This window comes from Bifidobacterium tibiigranuli (genome assembly GCF_022655035.1).
Taxonomy (GTDB): domain Bacteria; phylum Actinomycetota; class Actinomycetes; order Actinomycetales; family Bifidobacteriaceae; genus Bifidobacterium; species Bifidobacterium tibiigranuli_A.
The window spans coordinates 101453-121738 of the sequence record NZ_JALCUA010000008.1 but is presented as its reverse complement, the minus strand read 5'-3'; the positions used below and the strand labels follow the sequence as shown (position 1 = coordinate 121738).

Below are 20286 nucleotides of genomic sequence, written 5' to 3'. Positions count from 1 at the left end.
TCAACAACGACCCGGACGTCAAGGGCAAGCTGGCCGTGTACTACCCCTGGAACTACAACATCCGCCTCGCGCAGCACCTCATCCCCGCGACCGACCTCGACGAGCAGATCTCGCAGGCCGGCAAGGAAGCCTCGGGCACCGGCAACATGAAGTTCGCCCTCAACGGCGCGATGACTGTCGGCACGCTCGATGGCGCGAACGTCGAGATTCGCGAGCGCGTCGGCGCCGAGAACTTCTTCCTCTTCGGCATGACCGTTGACGAGGTCGAGGCGCTCTACGCCAAGGGCTACGAGCCGAAGTCCTACTACGAGGCCGATCCGCGCCTCAAGCAGGCCGTGGACATGGTCGCTGACGGCACCTTCTCGGAAGGTGACAAGGGCCTGTATGAGCCGCTCGTCACCGACTGGCTGAACAAGGACTACTTCATGACCTTGGCGGACTTCAGCGCTTACATGGACATCCAGGGCGAAATCGAGACCCTGTACCGTGAGCCGCTCGAATGGAGCCGCAAGGCCCTGCTCAACGTCGCCAACTCGGGCTTCTTCAGCTCCGACCGCGCCATTGACGACTACCTGCGCGACATCTGGGAAACCGGCCCGTTCGGCGAGTGATGAGTTTGCGCTGCTGAGTTCGTGTTGCTGAGTTTGCGGTTTTGTTGAGTCGTTGAGTTTGCGACTTCGCTGAGTCGCTAATCTGCGTCACTGACAGCTGACCTACATAGGGCAAGCCCCTGCTACCACACGGTATCCGTGTAGTGGCGGGGGCTTTGTCATGCGTACTTTCGTGAGTGCCGGGCAAGTCGCCGAGCGCAGAGCCGCCGAGCCAAAGTCCTGCCCGGCGCTATAGTGGATGGCTATGCGAGGTGCGATTGCATAACGATTGCACTGTCGTGAGGAATTCAAGGCGATGATGCGGCGCGCATCGGCCTCCCACACAATGGGATGGCGGGTGGTCGTCGGTCACGTCGAGAGTTCGCCCATAGCACTTTTGGTGAGGCGTGAATCTTCCCGCCGAAAGCCAGCCGAAAGCTGGCTGGATATGGGCTTGTGTAGAGAAGAAGCATTGATTATGACTGCTGCAGCACAGCAGATTTCCGGCGAGTCCGCCACGGCGTCCGAGCGGCGCGTGGCAGGAGATTCAGCCGAAGTACAGGATATTATCTCGCGTATAGATCGCGCGCATGAAACCGCGATGTTCCACCGCATCGCCGCGCTGATCGCCGCTGGCATACTGATGGACAGCATCGACGTCTACCTGGGCAGCGCCGTCGCGAGCAGCGCCCTGTCGACGCACTGGTCGACGGTCGCGCAGAATTCCACATTCATGTCCGCAGGCTTCTTAGGGCTGCTGATCGGCTCGCTGCTGGCAGGCTTCGTCGGCGATTTCAAAGGCCGGCGCACCGCCTACCAGATCAACCTGCTGCTCTTCGGCGGCTTCACGCTGCTTGGTGCCTTCGCGCCGAATATGGCCGTGCTGTCGCTCTGCCGCCTTGGGGCTGGCCTGGGCTTGGGCGCGGAAATCGTCACCGGTTTCGCGATGGTCAACGAGTTCGCGCCGATGAATCGCCGTGGGCACTGGTGCGCGATGGTTTCCCTGGTCGCCAACTGCGGCGTGCCGATTGCCATGCTGCTGTGCGCATGGGTCATTCCGCGCTGGTCGTGGCGGCCGTTGTTCGTCGGCGTCGGCCTTGCAGCGGCAGTAATCTGGTGGCTGCGCCGCGACATACCCGAATCGCCGCGCTGGCTCGCCGTGCATGGCCGCTACGCCGAGGCCGATGCCATTGTCAAGCAGCTTGAGAGCAATGGTTCCGAGCCGCAGTCCGCGCAGTCTTCGGCTGCTGCTGATTCCTCACGCAATGCCGGCGGCCGCTCGCTCGGCATTAGCCTGCTCGTGGCCATAGTGGCCGTCAGCGCCACCAATGTGTGCTCGTATGCCTTCACGTCGTGGGTGCCGACGATTCTGTTCAAGCGCGGCATCAATCTGTCCAGCTCGCTGTTCACCTCCACGCTGATGATGGTGGGCGCGCCTGTCGGCTGCCTGGTCGGCTCCCTGCTCATCGACCGCATCGGCCGCAAGCGCACCATTGTGCCCGCATTCCTCTTCACTGGCGTGTTCGGCATGCTCTACGCCTACCAGACATCCGCCGTGTCCGCCATCATCGTCGGCTTCCTGCTCATGGTGTGCCTGTACACGCTGATGGCCTCGGTCGTGGCCGTCTACGCGCCCGAACTCTTCGGCACCAAAGTGCGCTTCCGCTGCGTCGGCTTCGCCAATGCCGTCGCCAAACTGCTCAACGTGCTTATGCCGATGGCCGTTGCCTGGATGCTGACCGCATGGGGCACCACATCCATCTTCGTCTCGATCAGCGCCATCGCCATCGTTTCAATGCTCGTCGTCGGCGTGTTCGGCGCCGAGACCTCGCGCAAGTCGATTGGCTAGGCTGTGAGCGACTGCCCTTATTGAGTTGTGTTCCGCTTGTCCTGCATCGGTGTCGAAACCGGTGCAGGACAAGCGCTATGTGATGGCCTTCTTTGGGCATGCAAAAGCCCCCGTATCGACGTAGGCAATGCCGTTATTGCAATCCCAAGTGATTGGGCAGGCAATCTGCAGACAACAACCTAACGCGCGATGCGGGGGTCTTCGCTAACGGTGTGGAATCCGGAAGTCAGCAGTCGGAATCCATCAGTCCGAATCAGTCCGTGGCGGCCTCAGCGGCCTCGTCCTCCTCGGGCTCCTCACTGTCTTTGGCAAGTCCCAGATCGACCGGCGAAGAGCTGTTTTCCCAAGGCTCCTCCCACGGATCATAATCCGGATTCTGCTGCTTGTAGATGTACAGTCCGACGACTGCCGCGAGTGCCGCTCCGAAGAGCAGCGCGAAGAACTTCCAACCGTTAGAAGACTTATTCTCCATGACGGCTCCTTTCCCGATCGCATCGGCTTGCACGTCCAAACCGATTCCTGTTCCTATCATAGGGGTTTGTTTGTGACGATTGAGTGGAAAGTTGCGCAACAACGTCGATATGTCGGTTTCGGCTGCCCGGTAGAGTGGAGCAATGGCTAACTTGAGCATGCGCAGCATCCGATACGACTGGCACCACGGCGGCCCCGTCGTCACGCAGGCGATCATCGCCATCTGCATGGCCGCGTGGCTGCTTGAGGTCGTGCTCAGATACCTTTCGCCCTCGCTGTATGCGAGCGTGGTGGGCGGCGGCCTGTATGCGCCGTATCTCGCCGTTGCGCACCCGTGGAGCTGGCTGACCTCGCTGTTCCTGCACGCGCAGAACCCCATGCATGTGGGCTTCAACATGCTGACGCTGTGGATGGTCGGCCCGACTTTGGAGCGCATGATGGGCCATTGGAGCTACTTGGGGCTCTACCTGATCTCAGGCCTAGGCGGGGCTGCGGGCCTTTCGCTGTGGGCATGGGCGCGGGCGGACTGGTCGGTGAGCGCGTATGGCGCTTCGGGAGCGCTGTTCGGCCTGTTCGCAGCCCTGCTGGTCGTATACCGGCGCATGGGCGTCGAGCTGCGTTCGATGCTGATCTGGATGGCAATCAACTTCGCCATGCCGCTGGTCATTCCCAATGTCGCATGGCAGGCGCATGCCGGCGGGTTCGTCGTGGGCGGGCTGCTCACCGTGCTGCTGGTGTCGCGCATGCCCGGTTTGCAGCATGCCTCGATGCGCGCTCGCATGTGGACGTACGGCGGTGCGATGGTCGTGGTGTTGGCTGCCGTTATCGTGCTGTGCGCGAAGTTCGCGATGTGAGCATAGTCGCGCGTCGGATGGACGTGGCTATACCGATATGCAGCTATGCAGAATTCCCTGTGCAGGTATTGCCGCTGAGATACGGGCACCGCGACTGGGTATACGAGCGCAAATAACACACATGTAGTTTTCCACATCGGTGGACAACATTGTGGATAACATGGGCATTGCCGGGCATAACCTGTGGAAAAGTCGCCCAATTATCCACTCAGCTATCCGAAAAGCCCGAATTCCCAACGATTCCACCATTGTGGACAATGTGCATAAGCAAATGTGGATAACTACTGCCGTTGTGACATCGCAGTACCCCTCAGTATGGGCAGCGACGCAAGTTTTGGATTTCCTATGCATCCAGCGCAAGGAGCATATGTGCGGCTCTGGGAATCGCTGAATAGCGACGGCTCTTGCTGCTGCGCCGCCATCCGTCTACTCATCATCTACTAAGCAGATTGCCGGGCGAAACCGCCTTCGAGGGTCTTCTGCAGTCATCGCAGCACATCGCAAAATGGCGGAATTGTAGGCATCTCGCGCAAGGCGTGACCGGCGTCTACTTTCGCATGTGCTTAATAGACGAAAAAAGTGCTGAATACGTGTATGGGACCGGTAACGGTCGGGCTAGATGAGCGAAGACGCCGCTGCAAAACTGCTTCAACCATCTATTAAGCACTTTTTTCGTTTATTAGGCACTTCGCAAAGTAGACCGCAAATCCGGTGCCTATCGTTTTGGCGGAATACCAACGTTTTTAAGATTTGGTATGTGTGCGTTACAACACATGTATCGGTGAAAATTGACAGAAAGTGCTTAATAGATTCGCTAGGCGGTGTGCGGAGCTATTGTTTGGCTTGCTCGAAGGCATAGCCGACTGGAAGGCACGGGTGGTTGGAAGGCGCGGCGGTTGAAGGTACGGATGGCTAAAAACGGCGCGGTTAACTGCTAAATGGGCGACTTGATGTATGCGCTGTGGTGCGAAACAGCGAGGTGCGATTCATATTGCTGTCTCGCACCACAGAATGCTGCTGAGATCAGAAGATGGACGCTGTGACTCAAGAACTCAGTGGTTCAGCGCCTCAGTAACCCAATGACTCAGCGCCACCACATGGTCATGAGGAAGCCGACCATGAGGATGGCGAAGGCGACAGCGAGGTTCCATGCGCCGATGTGGGGGATGGGGTAGCTGCCGGTGAGGTAGTAGACCACGGCCCACGCCAGGCCGATGACCATAAGGATGCAGAACAGCGGCACGAACCAGGTTGGGTTCGCCTTGGTGCCCTTGATGGTCTCCTCGACGCGGCGGGTGTTCTCCTCCTGGCGGCGGACCATGCGCTGCATCTGCGGGGTCATGGCCGACTGGTCGATGCTGGCGTTGAGCACGGCTTCGACCTTGTCCATCGGGATGCCGTAGTCCTCTTCATCGCTCTTTGCCGCGCCCTCTGCAGCGTCCTTCGTATCCGTAATCGCGTCTGTGTTCGCGTCATCGCCCGGCTGCGCGGTATGCGCGTCCTCGGCGTCTGACTGCCAGTCCACCTGGCTTCCAGGGTCGTTCGCGCCGGTTTTGTGCAGCTCTTCGTCAGCCATAAGCGTAGTCTCCATTCGATAGGCTAGAAATCATAATAGTGGTTAGACTCGAAACCGGCGACTATCGGCGAGGGAAATGTGGCGAATATGGCGAAACAGGCCGGAAAACATGGGGCGAGGCGCTCGAAGATGGGCGGTCTCGTCGTTTTCGTGGTCGTCGCGTTCTCCGGCTACCTGCTGATGACGAATCTGCGCGTGAACCGCAGCACCACGGTCACCTCTGACACCTCGCAGCTGGTGGAGCAGCGCGTCAATCAGGTGAATACGCTGCAGCATGAGGTCAACGGCCTCGCCTCGCAGGTCGACACCCTAAACAAGATGACATCGGGCAATGCCAGCACCACCAGCGGATCGAGCGATGACGCCGGCTCGGCGACCTTGCTTCCCGCAGTCGAGGGGCCTGGCATCGCGGTGACGCTGAACGACTCCTCCCTGTGGCAGAAGACCGTGGGCGACTCCGGCTCCTCCGTCGACATCGACTATTACGTGATTCACCAGCAGGATATCGAGGCCGTTGTCAACGCGCTGTGGCACGGCGGCGCCGAGGCGATGATGATTCAGGACCAGCGCGTGCTGTTCAACACCGCAGTGCGCTGCACCGGCAATATCCTTACGCTGCAGGGCAAGCAGTATTCGCCGCCCTACACCGTTTCGGCGATAGGCGACCCGGACGCGCTCACGCAGGCGCTGAACGATTCAAGCGCCATACAGACCTACAAGGAGTACGTGCGCGCCTATGGCCTAGGCTGGAAGGTCGAGGACAAGGACACGCAGCGCTTCCCTGAGGCGGCGCTGCTGCAGCCGTTGCGTTACGCCACCGTGCCGCAGGAAGGATCGAAGCAGCAATGAAGCATGGTTCCCACGCCGCAGGCGCGCCCGCCCGTGCCGCTTTGGAAGATGAGCTGGCCGATGTGGCCGATGCCGCTGATATGGGCGGCGCTGCCGATATGCCCGGGAATGCTGCGGGTGTCGAAGGCGCTGCAGGCGTCGGCGCAGGAAATGCCGGCGCAAGGGGTGCCGGTGCGGCGTCGGGCGCTCAGGGACATCACGACGTGTCGCGTCGCCGCTCGGGCGCAGGGTGGCAGCTGCTCGGCATCATCGCCGAGCTGCTGCTCACGCTGGCGGTGCTGTGCGGCCTGTACATCGCCTGGCAGATGTGGTGGACGGGCGTCGAATCCGAGCGCGCGCAGGACCAGACCCGGCAGTCGGCCGCGTGGTCGGCTCCCGGCAATGGCGGGAAACTGCAAATCGCCAAGGCGCAGCCGGGCGAGCCGCCGGTGCAGCCTGCCAGTGCGAATGTCGGCGATCTGGTCGCGCAGATCTACATCCCGCGCTTCGGCGAGCAATGGAACCGCAACGTCGTGCAGGGCACCGACCCCGTGCAGCTCAACAAGCACGGCATGGGGCATTACGAGCAGACGCAGATGCCCGGGCAGGTCGGCAATATGGCCATCGCGGGCCATCGCAACGGCTACGGGCAGCCGCTGGGCGACATCGATAAGCTTGAAGTCGGCGACCCGATCATCCTGCGCACCAAGGATTACTGGTACGTCTACCGGCAAACGAGCTACCGCATCGTGCTGCCGACGCAGGGCGACGTGGTCGCGCCGAACCCGGAGAATCCCTTCGCGCCCCCCACCAAGCGCATGATTACGCTGACGACCTGCGAGCCGAAGTACACCACGCCGACGCACCGCTGGATCAGCTACGGCGAGCTTGATTACTGGGCGAAAGTCTCCGACGGCGTACCCAAGGAGCTTGCCACGACCGACGCTTCGGGAGCGGTGAAATTCACCAGCAACGAGCAGCCCTCGCTCGCCGCAAGACTGCCTTCGCTGCAGCCGGTTATCGCGGTGACGCTTACCATCTACCTCGTCCTGTTCATTGCGGCCGCCGTGGCCTGGCGCTGGCCTGTCCTGCGCGACATCCATCAGCGTCGCCGCCGCAGGCCCGACATCAGCATCTACGGCACCCTGCTGCGCTGGCAGCCGGGCGTGGCCCCGATACGCGTACTGCTCTTGCTGTTGCTGCTGGTCGCAGGCATTGCGGCGCTGATGCAATGGGCCTACCCTTGGGCCGCGAGCACCATCCCGTACCTGCGCGCGATGTCGAATTATGTAACTGTCTGAGCCGTTAAGCGAACAAGCCAGTGGCTTGTTCGTAGGCGATGCTGAGCGACCGCTAAGGTCGCGAAGTCAACGAGTGCCAAATCGAAGTAAGACAAAATCGACCAAGGCGTTCTGAACAAAGTGCAAGCTACTGTTCTGTAATCGCATAGTTTCCACACCCATGGCCGATTCGCGCGCAGCTTGCCGCCTTTGGACTACAATGGCGTCGAAAGGTCGGCGGCGCACGCCGGCCAGCAACTCCAACACAGGCAGAGGGCGATTATGACCGATTCCGCGCATATCCTCGTGGTCGACAACTACGATTCCTTCGTGTACACGATCGTCGGCTATCTCAAGACGCTGGGAGCCACCGTCGACGTGGTGCGCAACGATGCGATCGACGCCTCCGCGCCTAGTGTGCTCGACGGGTATGATGGCGTGCTGATCTCGCCCGGCCCGGGCGCTCCGGCGGATTCCGGGGCCAGCGAAGGGCTTATCCGGCTGTGCGCTACGACGCGCACGCCGATGTTCGGCGTCTGCCTCGGCTTGCAGGCGCTCGCCGAAGTGTATGGGGCCACGGTGGACCACGCCCCGACGATTATGCACGGCAAGACGAGCGTCGTGGAGCATGTCGATGACGCGGTGTTCGCCGGTGTGGCCGAGCCGATGACCGCGACCCGCTACCATTCGCTCGCCGTCGAGCCGGATTCCGTGCCCGACGATCTCGTGGTCACCGCATGGACCAAGGACGACCATATCATCCAAGGGCTCAAGCACAAGGACCTGCCGCTGTTCGCCGTGCAGTTCCATCCCGAATCGGTGATGACCCAGGACGGCTACCGCCTGCTGGCAAACTGGCTCGCCATCTGCGGCCAGAGCGATGCCGTCGAGCGCTCCCAGGGCCTGCAGCCCAAGGTCGCGGCTCGATAATCGCAATCGTGCGGTTGCCGTGGGCAACTACGCAACAGCCGGCGTGCAAACGGCGTGCAAACGGCGTAACCCCTACATCTTCTTAGCCATTATGCGGAGTTTGTGACGTAAAACCGACTTCAACGACTGGCCAAGGATGAACTCCGTTGCTACCTCGGCCCCTTAGCGGGGCCTTCGGCGTCGGCTACGGACAGCGCACAGCGCTGTCCGCTAACGCCTCCGCGAGCATTGTGATGTAAAACCGTGCAGAAACGTCACAACCCCCGCATAGCTCTCGTAATCATGCAGGAATCGTGACGGTCGTGTGTGCGGGCGTTGCGTTTTGTACGCTACCTTGACGCTGGCGTATGAAATGTCACGGAATCAGACCTCGCAACGTTGCGTTTTGTACGGCAGGCTTGGGTTGGCGTGCACAAGGCGACGCCGAGCCGGGTCGCGGCTGCTTTGGCTCGCTGTGGCAGCCCGAGCGTCCGCGGCGAGCTCGCGGTCGCCTTCCTGCGTGGTTTCCCTGTTGGCCGGGCCGGGCGTGCAGTCGGGTGGGCTGCGGCTCGCGGTGATGGTCTTGCCTGTCCTGGAGCAGCTGGTCTTCTTCGGCTCGTTTGCCTAGGTGTCGGGCGGCTGGTTTGCATGTGCGTTTGCTGCTTCTGTGGCGTGGGAGGGGCGGCTCGCCTGCTTTTCATGGCTCTCGCATGGCGCAGGGAGCCGAGCGGTTTCCGGTGTGACATGTCCGGGGCAAAAAAGATGAAAAGTTTTTTGGCGAATCGTCTTTTGCGTGCTTTGCTGTGTCTTGACACCCCTGGTGCCGCGGTATCCGTATGCAGTTTCGAGTCAGGAGCAGAGAACATGGAAAGAAGCAAACCATACAAAGGAGCCCGGCTGGGACGGGTCGCGCTGGGCATAGCGCTGCCAGTGGCGATGGCCCTAGGCGCGGGTGCTGTCGCCCCGGCCGCCACAGCGGCGACCAGCATGTGCACGCCGGACGTGAGCACCATCGCGCAATGCTTCCCAGACCCAGGGCTCGCCAAGACCGTGGCGCAGGCCGCTAACCATGACGTTGGCCAACCGCTGACTAGGCATGACATCTCCAGCATCACTGATCTAGATAATAGTGGTGGCGGGACCGGTAATTATGTCGATAATCTACAAGGCATCGAGAACCTCACCAACCTCACCACACTGGACATCGGTCTCCCGCCTAATGGCGAGAGCGGCATCTACTACAATCGGGTCGGTGATGTCAGTTCGTTGGCCAACCTCACCAAGCTCACCAAACTGGACCTCAGTGGCGATCAGGTTAGTGATGTCGCCCCGTTGTCCAAGCTCGCTAACCTCACCAATCTGGACCTCAGTGGCGATCAGGTCAGTGATGTCGCCCCGTTGGCCAACCTCACCAAGCTCACCAAACTGGACCTCAGTGGCGATCAGGTCAGCAACATCGCCCCGTTGTCCAAGCTCGCTAACCTCACCAATCTGGACCTCGGCTACAATCAGGTCAGTGATGTCGCCCCGTTGTCCAACCTCATCAACCTCACCAATCTGGACCTCAGTGGCGATCAGGTCAGCAACATCGCCCCGTTGTCCAAGCTTGCCAACCTCACCAATCTGGACCTCAGCGGCATTCAGGTTAGTGATGTCGCCCCGTTGTCCAACCTCACCAACCTCACCGAGCTGTACCTCGGCTACAATCAGGTCAGCAACATCGCCCCGTTGTCCAAGCTCATCAACCTCACCACGCTGGTCCTCAGCGGCGATCAGGTCAGTGATGTCGGCCCGTTGTCCAACCTCACCAATCTCACCGGCCTGGTCCTCGATGGCAGTCGGGTTAGTGATGTCGGCCCGCTGGCTAAGCTCACCAAGCTCACCACACTGGGCCTCAACAACTATTCGGGCATCGACGGCAATCAGGTCAGTGATGTCGCCCCGTTGTCCAACCTCACCAACCTCACCGAGCTGCGCCTCGACGGCAATCAGATCAGCAACATCGCCCCGTTGTCCAAGCTCACCAAGCTCACCGACCTGTACCTCAAAAACAATCAGATCAGCGACATCAGCCCACTAGCCAGACTCATCAACCTCACCACGCTGAACCTCGGCGGCAATCAGATTAGCGACGTCAGTTCGCTGTCCAAGCTCAACCTCACCACCGACCCCAACATCAACACCGCTGCAGACAATACGGCGTGGACTCTCGGTTCGCAATCGGTATCATTGCCGGCGGTGGCGGCTTCTTCGCTGTCGGTGCCTACGGCCAGGAGCGTGGACGGCTCGTTCATTAAGCCCGACACGATGACCCCCTCAACTGGCTCCTATGACGCGAAGACAGGCAGGGTCTCGTGGAAGGGCCTGAGCGGGTCGGGCAGCGTCAGCCTGCATGCAAGCACGACAGTGACAATCGGCACAGCGGACTACCTGTCGTTCGATGTGACCATCACGCAGCCGTATACGCCTCCGACGGCTCCCGCAGTGAAGTATGCGGTGTCGTTCGACGCGCAGGGCGGCTCGGCCGTGGCTTCGCAGTCGGTCGTCAAGGGTGGTAAAGCGACCAAACCTGCCAATCCATCGCGCTCGGGCTATACGTTCAACGGTTGGACGAGCGACAAGACGGGCTCGAAGCCGTATGACTTCAGCACGGCGGTGAGTGCGAACCTGACCTTGTACGCGCAGTGGAAGGCCGTTCCCCCGGCTAAGCTCGCGACTGTGCTTTCCGCCGTCGGCTCGTCCAATGTGACGGTGAATAGCGCGAGTGTGTCGGCCACGCTCAAGGACTCGGCAGGCAAGCCGGTCGTGGGCGCAGCAGTCACGTTCACGACCGCCGACGGCAAGACCAGCGCAAGCGCGAAGACGGACGCCTCCGGCGTCGCCAAGGCGAGCCTGACCGGCCTGAAGGCGTCCATGAAGTACAGCGTGGGCGCGAAGTATGCGGGCGATGCGAAGCATTCGGCCAGCGCACTGGGTTTGCCGATCTCGTTCACCACCAAGGCGGCACCCAAGCCCACCCCGGTCTATACGGTGTCCTTCGACGCGAACGGCGGCAAGTTCGCTAATGGCTCAGCTTCGCAGCAGGTGTCGGCCAGGCAGGGCGCGAAGTACGCGCTTGCTGCCGCTCCCTCGCGCTCGGGCTACACGTTCGCGGGCTGGTTCACGGCCAAGACGGGCGGCTCGAAGGTGACCGGCACGCTAACGGCCACCAGCTCGCGCACCCTGTACGCGCAGTGGGTTGCGGCCAAGCCGGCTCCCAAGCCATCGCTGGGCACGCCAGTTGCGGTCTATCGCGTGTACAACACGAACTCGGGCCTGCACCATTACACGACGAGTCTGGCTGAGAAGAACGCGCTGGTCAAACTGGGCTGGAAGAGCGAAGGCGCCTCGTTCAACGCCGCCAAGCAGGGCTCCGCCTCCGGCTTGAAGCCCGTCTATCGCGAGTACAACCCGCACAACGGCAACCACAACTGGACCCTGAACCCAACCGAGCACAAGCAGCTCGTCAAACTGGGCTGGAAGGACGAGGGCGTGGCATGGTACGCGAACCCGTCCGGCCCGGTCACGGTCTACCGCCTGTACAACCCGCACTCAGGCGAGCACGTGTACACCACCAGCGCCAAGGAATACGCGGCGGTCGGCAAGGCCGGCTGGCACCAGGAAGGCACCGCCTGGAAAGGACTATGACTCCGGGTCATGCGGCGGCGCGGCTGCTGCTGTGTGTGAGCGGCGGCTTCGCGGCTGCTGCAGGTGCCTGATGCGAAAGCGGGCGGGCTGTTTCCCGGCAAGGGGGATTGCCCGCCCGCCTTCACATTACGGCGCATAGGCAACGACGCGACAGCCGCGCAGAACTCAACGTGCAAACGCCACAACCCCTGCATCTTCTCGACCCTTGTGCGGGCGTTGTGACGTAAAACCGTGCGGAAATGGCACAATCCCCGCATAGCCCTCGTAATCATGCGGGAATTGTGACGTATAACCGCAGTTTTACGTCACAATGCCTGCATAATGGTCGAGAAAACGCGGGGGTTGTGACGTTCATGACTAAGGGTGAACTCCGTTGTTTCCTCGGGCCCTTGGTGGGCCCTCGGCGTCGGCTACGGACCGACGGTGCAAAGCACCGTCCTTCGCGCCCTTCGCGGGCGCTCACTTCGCCTACGCATAGTCCACTGGACTATGCGCTTTACGGCTCAGCACTGCGCTGCGAGTTTAACGCCTCCGCAGAGCGGTGTGTGCCGGCAGCGCACGTGTTTCACTGTGACTTTGAGCTGCTTGGGCTGGAGGATGGGGAAGGTGAAGCGGCTTGGAGCTTCAGTGTGACCGTGGAGCCCTTGTCGGCCTGGCTTCCCGGAGCCGGATTGATGTCCATGACAATGCTTGACGGGTCGGCCTTAGCCGGATCGGCTCCGCCGTCGAGCGCCACCTTGAATCCTGCCGCCTGCAGCTTGTTTGCGGCCTCGGCGTAAGTGGTGCTTCCCAGAGTGATATCGGTGGGAATGGTGACCTGCTCCTTGCCCTGTGAGACGTAGACCGTAATCGTGCTGCGCTGCTGCACCGAAGTGCCCGAAGGCGGGTCGGTGCGCGTGACCAAGCCATTGCCCACAGTGTCTGAATGCTCCTGTGCCTGATTTGTGCTGAATCCAAGGCTGTTCAGCTTTTGAATTACCGCGTCCAGCGGCTGCCCGACGAGCCCATCGGGCACCTGGGTCATACCCGAGGAGATGAACAGGGTCACCACCTCGCCCTTGGCTAGCTGCGTGCCGGCGGCGGGGTCGGTGCGGGTGACGCGGTCCTTGTCCACGTCGGCGCTCATCTCGCTCTGCGTGGTGGGCCCCACCTTGAATCCGGCGCTTTCCAAGGCGGAGCGCGCCTCGTCCTGCGTCATGCCTTTGACGTCGGGCACGGCGGCGGATTGCGGCCCTGCGGAGAACCACACCCTGACCGTGGAGCCTTTCGCCACGCTGGCGCCGCCTGCGGGGCTCTGCTTGGTGAGCGTGCCCTGAGGCTGGGTCGAATTGGTGTCGGTTTCGGCCTGGAAACGCAGCCCGACTGCGGTGAGCTTCTCCTGGGCGAGGGCCTTGGTGGTCTGCTCAGTGAAAGTCGGCACGGTGACCATTTCAGGCGTTTTGGCGCGGTTTGCATATGCCAGTGCGCCGACGATTGCGGCGATGAGCACGATGGCGCTGATAACCGATATGATAATCCGGCGTTTGCGCTTGGCCTTGGCAGCGGCGGCACGCTGCTCGGCGCGGGACTTCAATGCGGTCTCCGCAGGCCTGTTCGCTGCGACCGGAACCGCCTCGAACTGCCCGGTCACTGGGTTGAAGGCCTGCGTTGCCTCGGTGGCGGCCACCGGATTCATCGCCCGGGTCGCCGCCGTCTGCTCGGCCTGCTTGCGCGTCTTGACGTTCGCCAGATCGGTGAGCGGGTTGAAAGCCGCAGCGACGGGCACGCCGCCATTCATGAAGGTAAGCAGGTCGTTCTTGAACTCAGCGGCCGTCGCATAGCGGTTTTGCCGGTCCTTGGCCATCGCCTTCGCGCAGATTTGGTCCCACATCTTGGGCAGCCCCGGCACGATGGCGCTCGGGGGTGTGGCTACTTCGGAGACATGCTGGTAGGCGATAGCGACAGCGGAATCGCCGGTGAAGGGCGGCCGGCCGGTGAGCATCTCGTAGAGCACGCAGCCGGCGGAATACAGGTCGGAGCGCATGTCGACGCTCTCGCCGCGCGCCTGCTCAGGGGAGAGGTACTGCGCGGTGCCCACGACGCCCTGCGACTGCGTCATCGTGGCCACGGAATCGTCGAGCGCCCGGGCGATGCCGTAGTCCATGACCTTGACCATGCCCTGCTCGGAGATCATGATGTTGCCGGGCTTGATATCCCGGTGGATGATGCCTACGCGGTGCGAATACTCCAGAGCACCCAGCACGCCGAGCATCACCTGTTCGGCGTCGCGCTGGCTTAAGGGGCCGTTCGCCTTGATGATATCGCGCAGAGTCTGGCCTTTGACGTATTCCATGACGATGTAGGGCAGCCGCTCGGTGTGCCCGGACTCGTCGAGAATCGTCTCCTCGCCCGAATCGTAGATATTGACGATATTGAGATTGTTCATCTGCGCGACCGAATGCGCCTCGCGCCGGAAGCGGGTCAGGAAGATATCGTCGTTCGCCAGATCGGCGCGCATGATCTTGATGGCGACGGTGCGTCCCAGGCGCGTGTCGAGGGCGACGCGCACCTCGGCCATGCCGCCACGGCCGAGGTGCTGGCCGAGCTGGTACCGGCCGTTGGCCAATGACGAAGGCAGGTTGCTACTCATTGTTGCTCCTTGTCGAGATACCTTGCTTGCGAACTTGCGGTTCGCGGTGCAGGCGTGCCGCTGATGAACACCTGGGATTGCCCGACGTCCTGAATCGGCGTCTGGCCGGCAGCTGCGCGCAGGCGTGAGTCCAGGATGCTGTGCGGTGCGCTCATGATGCGCCGGGGCATGCGGTTGCTAGGGGGCATGATTTTGGTCGAGCTGTTCAGCATGGTCTGCTGGTCGAGCAGCCGGCGCTCGATCTTCGAGAGCATGCGCGAAACGACAAGCGCATCGCCCGGCCGGTCCAGCGGGTCCTTCGAAAGCATCGACATCACGAATTGGCTCAGCTGCACATCCACCGAATCAGGCAGTGGGGGCACGGGGTCGTTGACATGCGCGGCGGCGATATCGACCGGCGTGGCCCCGGTGAAGGGCCGGTGACCGCACAGGCCTTCGTAAGCCACGACGCCGAGCGAGTAGATGTCGGACTGCGCGGTGGCATGCTTGCCCTGCGCCTGCTCGGGGGAGATGTACTGCGCGGTGCCCACCACCATGCCGTCCTGCGTGATCTGCTCCTGGTTGGTGGAGTAGGAGACGCCGAAATCGGTGATCTTCACGTCGCCATCAGCCGAAACCATGATGTTGGCCGGCTTCACATCGCGGTGGATGACCCCATGCGAATGGGCGACGAACAGGCCGCGTGCCGTCTGTTCAAGAATCGGCAGCAGCTCGATCGGGTCCATCGCGCCCTTCTCGTGGAAGATGTCGGCCAGGGATTTGCTCGGCACATATTCCATGATGAGGAAGCCAATGCCGTCATGCTCGTAGTATTCGAAGAGCGCGGCGATATTCGGATGCGCGAGATTCGCGGAGTTATGCGCTTCGACACGCAGCCGACGCAGCTTGGCCTCGGCGTTGGTCGCATCCCCGCGCAGCGCCTTGATGGCCACCGGGCGGCCGAGCTGAATATCATAGCCCTTCCACACCTCGCCCATGCCGCCCTGCGCGAGCCGGCAGTCGAGCCGGTATCGCCGGTGGATGAGCTGGCCTTCGATGAGTTTCATTGCTGCAACGCCTCCTGCATGATCTGCTTCATAATGGGACCGGCTGCGTAGGAGCCAAGCACATCGGTATTATGGACGACCACGGCGACGGCGATCTTCGGATTGTCGGCGGGGGCGAAGCCGATCACCCAGCCGTCGATGCTGCTGTTGTTCTGGCCGATCTGCGCGGTTCCGGTCTTCGCGGCGACCTTTACGCCGGGGATGGCCAGATTCGGGTTCTCCTTGGTCACGACCGTCTGCATCATCTGGCCGAGCTTGTCGGACGTGTCCTTGCTGAATGCCTGCGACATGACTGCGGGATCGGTCTGCGAGATGACCGACAGATCGCTTGAGCGCACGCGGTCGACGAGCGTGGGGCGCATAAGCGTGCCGCCGTTGGCCACCGCCGAGGCGATGAGCGCGTTCTGCAGCGGCGTCGCGTTCACATCACCCTGACCGATTGAGGCCAAGGCGAGCTTGTCGGGAGTCAGCCCCGTGGGGAAGAGCGAGGATATCGCCTTCATCGGCCCGCCTGTGGAATCCGAGCCGTCGACGGTGATCGAGCTGCCGAAGCCGAGCTTTCTGGCCTGGGTTTCGACCGCCTGATCGCCCAGCGAGACACCAAGCTGCGCGAAGGCCGTGTTGGACGAATAGGCCAGCGCATCCTCGAAGGAGATCTGGCCGTTCGAGCCGTTAGCCGAGCTTTCCGCGTTCGTCAGGTTGGTCGCCGTGCCGGGCAGCGTGTAGCTTGCGCCTGCCGGAATCGACGTGTCCGGGTTGTATTTGCCCGTTTCCAGCGCGGCCGCGGCCACGACGGTTTTGAACGTGGACCCCGGCGGATAGTACTGTGCGATGGCCCGGTTGATCATCGGGCTGTTGTCGCCGGAAGTCAGCTGCGCATAGACGTTATTGACCTTGTTGGTGTCGTGCTGCGCGAGCTGGTTCGGATCGTAGCTCGGCGTGCTTGCCATAGCAAGAATGCGGCCGGTTTTCGGCTCGATCGCCACGGCTGCGCCATCCATGCCGGCGAGGGCCTGATAGGCGGCCCCTTGCAGCTTCGGGTTGATCGAAGTCTCGATCGAAGCGCCCTTGTTCTCGGCACCGGTGAACAGCGACTTGAATTTCTGCCAGAACAAGGCATTCGAATCGCCGGCGAGCAGGTCGTTGCGCGACATCTCCAAGCCGCGGTCGACCGGGTGCGTGATGGAGAAGTACCCGGTGATGGGCGCATACAGTGCCCCGTTCGCATAGGAGCGCTGGTAGGCGAAGGAATCGTTGGTGGGCTCCGATTTGGCGAGCACGGTGCCGTCGGAAGCGAGAATCGGGCCGCGTGGCGCGCCGATCTCATGGTAGAGCGTGCGGCTGTTGCGCGGGTCGGCATTGAGCTGGTTCGCGCGAATCGCGGTAATGATGGTGCTGGACAGGCCGAGAATCGTAAACAGGATGATGACGGCGGTGAAGAGCTGGCGCAGGCTTTTGTTCATGCCGCTTCCCCCTTGCCGTCAGTGCTGCGCTGGCGGTCCTGCCCGTGCCGCCCTTGCTGACCGCGTTCGCGGCCCTGGTCGCGGCCTTGTTCGCGCCCTCGTTCACCGAGTGCGACCAGCGCTTCATATTGGAAGGTGTCGGAGAGCGTGTCCGGCTCGGGCTTGTTCGCGGCGTTCGAGATGACGATGAGCAGCCCGGCCAGCACGAAGTTAGCAATGAGCGAGGAGCCGCCTGCGGCCATGTATGGCAGGGTCAGGCCGGTGAGCGGGATGACCAGCGTGATGCCGCCCACCACCGTGAAGACCTGGAAGGCCATCGTGAACACGAGTCCGGCGGCCAGCAGCTTGCCGAAGCCGTCCTTGATGCGCATTGCGGTGATCAGGCCCGAGGCGATGATGACGAGGTACAGGACCAGAATCGCCAGCAGTCCGGTTAATCCAAGCTCCTCGCCCAGCGACGAATAGATGAAGTCGGAGTTCGCCAGCGGGGTGAGCGCCGGATGGCCCTGGCCGAGGCCGGTGCCCATGAGGCCGCCGGAGGACATACCAAACATGCCCTTGACCAGCTGCGAGGAACCGCCCGGATACTGGTTGTACACCGCCGGGTCAAGCGGATGCAGCCAGGCCTGCACGCGGTATTCGACGTGCGCAAACAGCTTCGCGGCTGTGACGCACCCGACTGCGAAGGCCAGGAAGCCGATGACCACCCAGCTTTTGCGGCCGGTCGCCACATAGAGCATGGAGACGAACATCGCGAAGAACATGAGCGCGGTGCCCAGATCCTGCTGGATCACCAGCACGCCCATCGACGCCAGCCACACCACGATGATCGGGCCGGTGTCCTTGATGCGGGGCAGACGCATGCCGAGCACCTTCCGGCCGCCCACGGCCAGCTGGTCGCGGTGATCGAAGAGGTACGCGGCGAAGAAGAAGGCCAGGAAGAGCTTCGTGAACTCGCCCGGCTGGAAGGTGTGGCTGCCGAAGCCGATCCAGATGCGCGCGCCGCCGATATCCTTGCCGATGCCCGGAATCATAGGCGAGAGCAGCAGCACCAGGCCGATGACCATGCTGACGTACGAGAAGCGCCGCAGCACGCGGTAATCGCGCAGGAACACGATGAGCAGCATGGTCAGCACCAGCGCCACGCACAGCCAGATCAGCTGGCGGAAGGCCACGTCGGTGCCATTCGCATCGTCGATGCGCGCAATCATCATCGTGCCGATTGCGGTCAGCAGCAGCACGCAGGGCAGAATCGACTGGCTGGCATAGGGCTGGAATTTGAGCAGCAGCCCCCACAGCACAAGGAACAGCACGCCGACCAGAACCAGCATGCCGGCGAATTTCACGGGGAATGCGCCGGCGGTGCGCTCGAACATCTGAAAGAAGGCGATGAAGCTCAACAACATCGCGAAAACCAGCAACGACACCTGACGCAGACGGGTGGCGATCATCACTTGGCCCCCTTCGACGAGCTTGCAGGGCTTGATGGGCTTGGGGATGTGGCGGAGCTGGCGGATTTAGCGGAGCTTGACGGGCTTGACTGGCCTGATGGGCTTGCGGATGCCGATGGCGAGGCGCTGGAACCGCTCTTAGCACCGTTCGTGCCATTGCTGCCGTTGCTGCTGCCATCAGTGGAGGATTCGGGAAGACTCTTGGCCTCGCGTTCGATGAGCTGCGCGTGGCTGTGCGCCTCCGACAGGCTGTCGACGGCGATGCCCTGCGCGAGCTGGTCGCGCCAGGACTGCGGCAGCTGGCTTATCTTGATGCTTGTGTTTTCGACCTTATGCGACAGCGGATAGCCGAACAGATTCGTGTTCACGCCCTGATAGATCGACACCACGCCGTTGGCTTCGCCCAGATAGTACTTGCTCTGGCTCCACCGCCACGCGGCGAAGGAGCTGCCGAGCACAGCGGCCAGCAGCACCAGCACGCCAATCAGCACGACGATGCGCCGGCGCATGCGGCGCGAACGGGAGGCCTGCTGCTCCTGGACTCGCTCGCGCCGCATCGCCTTGGCGACTTCTGGATCATTGGGGTCGGCGGACAGTCGGCCGTCTCTTTTCTGGACGACCGGAATCTCGCCGGTATTGGTTTCGCCCTCGTCGCTGGTCTTCTCGCGCATCGCCGAAGGCTGCGCCACGCGGGGCTCGGCGAGCTGGGTTTCCGTATCCGGGTTCTGCGCGAGCGCCGCTGCTCGCTGCGCCGGGGAATCGTTGTCATGGCGCAGATTGGGCGCTGAAGCCACGGGTTCGTTGATGATGTCGGCGATGGCTTCGAGACTTGCCGCCGCCGCGCCGCCGATCAGCGGCGTCTGATGCGGCAGATCGAAGGCATCGGCATCCAGCGCGAGCGTCGCGTCGCCGATTACGGCGGTGACGTTGTCGGTGCTGCCGGCTTTGAGCGCCATGGAAACGAGCCGCTGCGCGCATTCGCCCTGGTCGGCGCATTGCGTGAGCGTCTCCTGGATTGTCGAATCCTCAAGTACGCCGTCCAACCCGTCCGAGCACAGCAGCCACCGGTCGGCCGGGTGTGCCGCGCAGATGGCGATGTCGGGGTGCGGGTCGATGTCGAAATCGCCCAGCACGCGCATCACGACGTTGCGCTGGGGATGGTTGCGCGCCTCGGCGGCGGTGATGCGGCCGGTGTCGATCAAATGCTGGACGTAGCTGTGGTCGGTCGTCATGCGCGTCAGCGTGCCGTCACGCAGCAAGTAGGCCCGCGAATCGCCGATATGCGCCAGAATCCAGTAGCCGCCCACGAGCGTCACCGCAGTGACGGTGGTGCCCATGCCGGCCAGCTTGCGCTCGCGCTTGGCCTTGCCCACGATGGCGTCATGCGCGGCCATCACGGAGGTCTCCATCATGCTGGAAACCGTGCGCACATTGCTGCGCACGTCATCGCGCTCGATATGGGCCAGCGAGCGAATCGCGATGGTCGAAGCCGTGTCGCCGCCCGCGTGCCCGCCCATGCCGTCGCAGATGGCGACCAAGTGCTCGCCGGCGAACGACGAGTCCTGGTTGTTGCTGCGCACGGTGCCCACGTCCGAAATGGTCGTGGAATACAGGAACAGGGTTGGCGAGGCGTCGGATTGCGGCATGTGGCTG

At 62.3% G+C, this 20286-nt stretch carries 14 protein-coding genes; 7 read left to right on the top strand and 7 right to left on the bottom strand.

The window, feature by feature from the left end:
- Together LKK40_RS08685 and LKK40_RS08680 are read left to right on the top strand one after the other, a co-directional pair.
- Positions 1 to 611, top strand: a 611-nt coding sequence (locus tag LKK40_RS08685; protein ID WP_304310283.1) for a glycogen/starch/alpha-glucan phosphorylase, incomplete at its 5' end; no start/stop codon positions are given.
- Positions 612 to 1068: 457 nt separating this feature from the next.
- Entirely contained in the window at positions 1069 to 2439 is a 1371-nt protein-coding gene (locus LKK40_RS08680; protein WP_304310282.1) for an MFS transporter, read from the top strand.
- A gap of 253 nt (positions 2440 to 2692) precedes the next feature.
- Here LKK40_RS08680 and LKK40_RS08675 read toward each other — a convergent pair whose 3' ends face one another.
- Positions 2693 to 2911 (bottom strand): hypothetical protein, encoded by a 219-nt coding sequence (locus tag LKK40_RS08675; RefSeq protein WP_152581484.1) that lies wholly within the window; start codon positions 2909 to 2911, stop codon positions 2693 to 2695.
- Between the two features lie 142 nt (positions 2912 to 3053).
- Between LKK40_RS08675 and LKK40_RS08670 the strand changes: the two genes are divergently transcribed.
- Positions 3054 to 3764 carry a rhomboid family intramembrane serine protease gene (locus LKK40_RS08670; protein WP_304310281.1) on the top strand — a complete coding sequence of 237 codons (711 nt, stop codon included), beginning with the start codon at positions 3054 to 3056 and terminating at the stop codon, positions 3762 to 3764.
- A 1084-nt stretch (positions 3765 to 4848) separates the two neighbouring features.
- Here the strand turns inward: LKK40_RS08670 and crgA are convergent.
- Positions 4849 to 5340 carry a cell division protein CrgA gene (gene crgA / locus LKK40_RS08665; protein ID WP_434735012.1) on the bottom strand — a complete coding sequence of 164 codons (492 nt, stop codon included), beginning with the start codon at positions 5338 to 5340 and terminating at the stop codon, positions 4849 to 4851.
- Between the two features lie 87 nt (positions 5341 to 5427).
- Between crgA and LKK40_RS08660 the strand changes: the two genes are divergently transcribed.
- The 4 genes from LKK40_RS08660 to LKK40_RS08645 all read left to right on the top strand — a co-directional run bounded on the left by LKK40_RS08660 (position 5428) and on the right by LKK40_RS08645 (position 12044).
- Positions 5428 to 6189 carry a DUF881 domain-containing protein gene (locus LKK40_RS08660; RefSeq protein ID WP_152581481.1) on the top strand — a complete coding sequence of 254 codons (762 nt, stop codon included), beginning with the start codon at positions 5428 to 5430 and terminating at the stop codon, positions 6187 to 6189.
- Entirely contained in the window at positions 6186 to 7469 is a 1284-nt protein-coding gene (locus tag LKK40_RS08655; RefSeq protein WP_304310280.1) for a class E sortase, read from the top strand. The genes LKK40_RS08660 and LKK40_RS08655 overlap by 4 nt, the downstream gene beginning before the upstream one ends.
- A gap of 261 nt (positions 7470 to 7730) precedes the next feature.
- Positions 7731 to 8378 carry an anthranilate synthase component II gene (locus LKK40_RS08650; RefSeq protein WP_152581479.1) on the top strand — a complete coding sequence of 216 codons (648 nt, stop codon included), beginning with the start codon at positions 7731 to 7733 and terminating at the stop codon, positions 8376 to 8378.
- Between the two features lie 843 nt (positions 8379 to 9221).
- Complete coding sequence (locus LKK40_RS08645; protein WP_304310279.1) at positions 9222 to 12044, top strand: leucine-rich repeat domain-containing protein; 2823 nt, start codon at positions 9222 to 9224, stop codon at positions 12042 to 12044.
- Positions 12045 to 12609: 565 nt separating this feature from the next.
- Here the strand turns inward: LKK40_RS08645 and pknB are convergent.
- The 5 genes from pknB to LKK40_RS08620 are packed head-to-tail and all read right to left on the bottom strand — an operon-like array spanning position 12610 to position 20279.
- Positions 12610 to 14673 carry a Stk1 family PASTA domain-containing Ser/Thr kinase gene (gene pknB, locus LKK40_RS08640; protein WP_304310278.1) on the bottom strand — a complete coding sequence of 688 codons (2064 nt, stop codon included), beginning with the start codon at positions 14671 to 14673 and terminating at the stop codon, positions 12610 to 12612.
- Positions 14670 to 15719: a serine/threonine-protein kinase gene (locus LKK40_RS08635; protein WP_304310277.1), complete on the bottom strand. Its 1050-nt coding sequence runs from the start codon at positions 15717 to 15719 to the stop codon at positions 14670 to 14672. Before LKK40_RS08635 ends, pknB begins: the two co-directional genes overlap by 4 nt.
- Entirely contained in the window at positions 15716 to 17182 is a 1467-nt protein-coding gene (locus tag LKK40_RS08630) for a peptidoglycan D,D-transpeptidase FtsI family protein (protein ID WP_304310276.1), read from the bottom strand. Before LKK40_RS08630 ends, LKK40_RS08635 begins: the two co-directional genes overlap by 4 nt.
- Positions 17179 to 18633 (bottom strand): FtsW/RodA/SpoVE family cell cycle protein, encoded by a 1455-nt coding sequence (locus LKK40_RS08625; RefSeq protein WP_304310275.1) that lies wholly within the window; start codon positions 18631 to 18633, stop codon positions 17179 to 17181. Before LKK40_RS08625 ends, LKK40_RS08630 begins: the two co-directional genes overlap by 4 nt.
- Positions 18633 to 20279, bottom strand: a complete 1647-nt coding sequence (locus tag LKK40_RS08620) for a protein phosphatase 2C domain-containing protein (RefSeq protein WP_152581475.1) — start codon at positions 20277 to 20279, stop codon at positions 18633 to 18635. The genes LKK40_RS08625 and LKK40_RS08620 overlap by 1 nt, the downstream gene beginning before the upstream one ends.
- Between the last annotated feature and the right edge of the window lie 7 nt (positions 20280 to 20286).

Coding starts and splice junctions, on each gene's coding strand:
- pknB (WP_304310278.1), bottom strand. CDS start 14,673: ATGAGTAGCAACCTGCCTTCGTCATTGGCCAACGGCCGGTACCAGCTC.
- LKK40_RS08675 (WP_152581484.1), bottom strand. CDS start 2,911: ATGGAGAATAAGTCTTCTAACGGTTGGAAGTTCTTCGCGCTGCTCTTC.
- LKK40_RS08650 (WP_152581479.1), top strand. CDS start 7,731: ATGACCGATTCCGCGCATATCCTCGTGGTCGACAACTACGATTCCTTC.
- LKK40_RS08645 (WP_304310279.1), top strand. CDS start 9,222: ATGGAAAGAAGCAAACCATACAAAGGAGCCCGGCTGGGACGGGTCGCG.
- LKK40_RS08670 (WP_304310281.1), top strand. CDS start 3,054: ATGGCTAACTTGAGCATGCGCAGCATCCGATACGACTGGCACCACGGC.
- LKK40_RS08620 (WP_152581475.1), bottom strand. CDS start 20,279: ATGCCGCAATCCGACGCCTCGCCAACCCTGTTCCTGTATTCCACGACC.
- crgA (WP_434735012.1), bottom strand. CDS start 5,340: ATGGCTGACGAAGAGCTGCACAAAACCGGCGCGAACGACCCTGGAAGC.
- LKK40_RS08660 (WP_152581481.1), top strand. CDS start 5,428: ATGGCGAAACAGGCCGGAAAACATGGGGCGAGGCGCTCGAAGATGGGC.
- LKK40_RS08655 (WP_304310280.1), top strand. CDS start 6,186: ATGAAGCATGGTTCCCACGCCGCAGGCGCGCCCGCCCGTGCCGCTTTG.
- LKK40_RS08635 (WP_304310277.1), bottom strand. CDS start 15,719: ATGAAACTCATCGAAGGCCAGCTCATCCACCGGCGATACCGGCTCGAC.
- LKK40_RS08625 (WP_304310275.1), bottom strand. CDS start 18,633: ATGATCGCCACCCGTCTGCGTCAGGTGTCGTTGCTGGTTTTCGCGATG.
- LKK40_RS08630 (WP_304310276.1), bottom strand. CDS start 17,182: ATGAACAAAAGCCTGCGCCAGCTCTTCACCGCCGTCATCATCCTGTTT.
- LKK40_RS08680 (WP_304310282.1), top strand. CDS start 1,069: ATGACTGCTGCAGCACAGCAGATTTCCGGCGAGTCCGCCACGGCGTCC.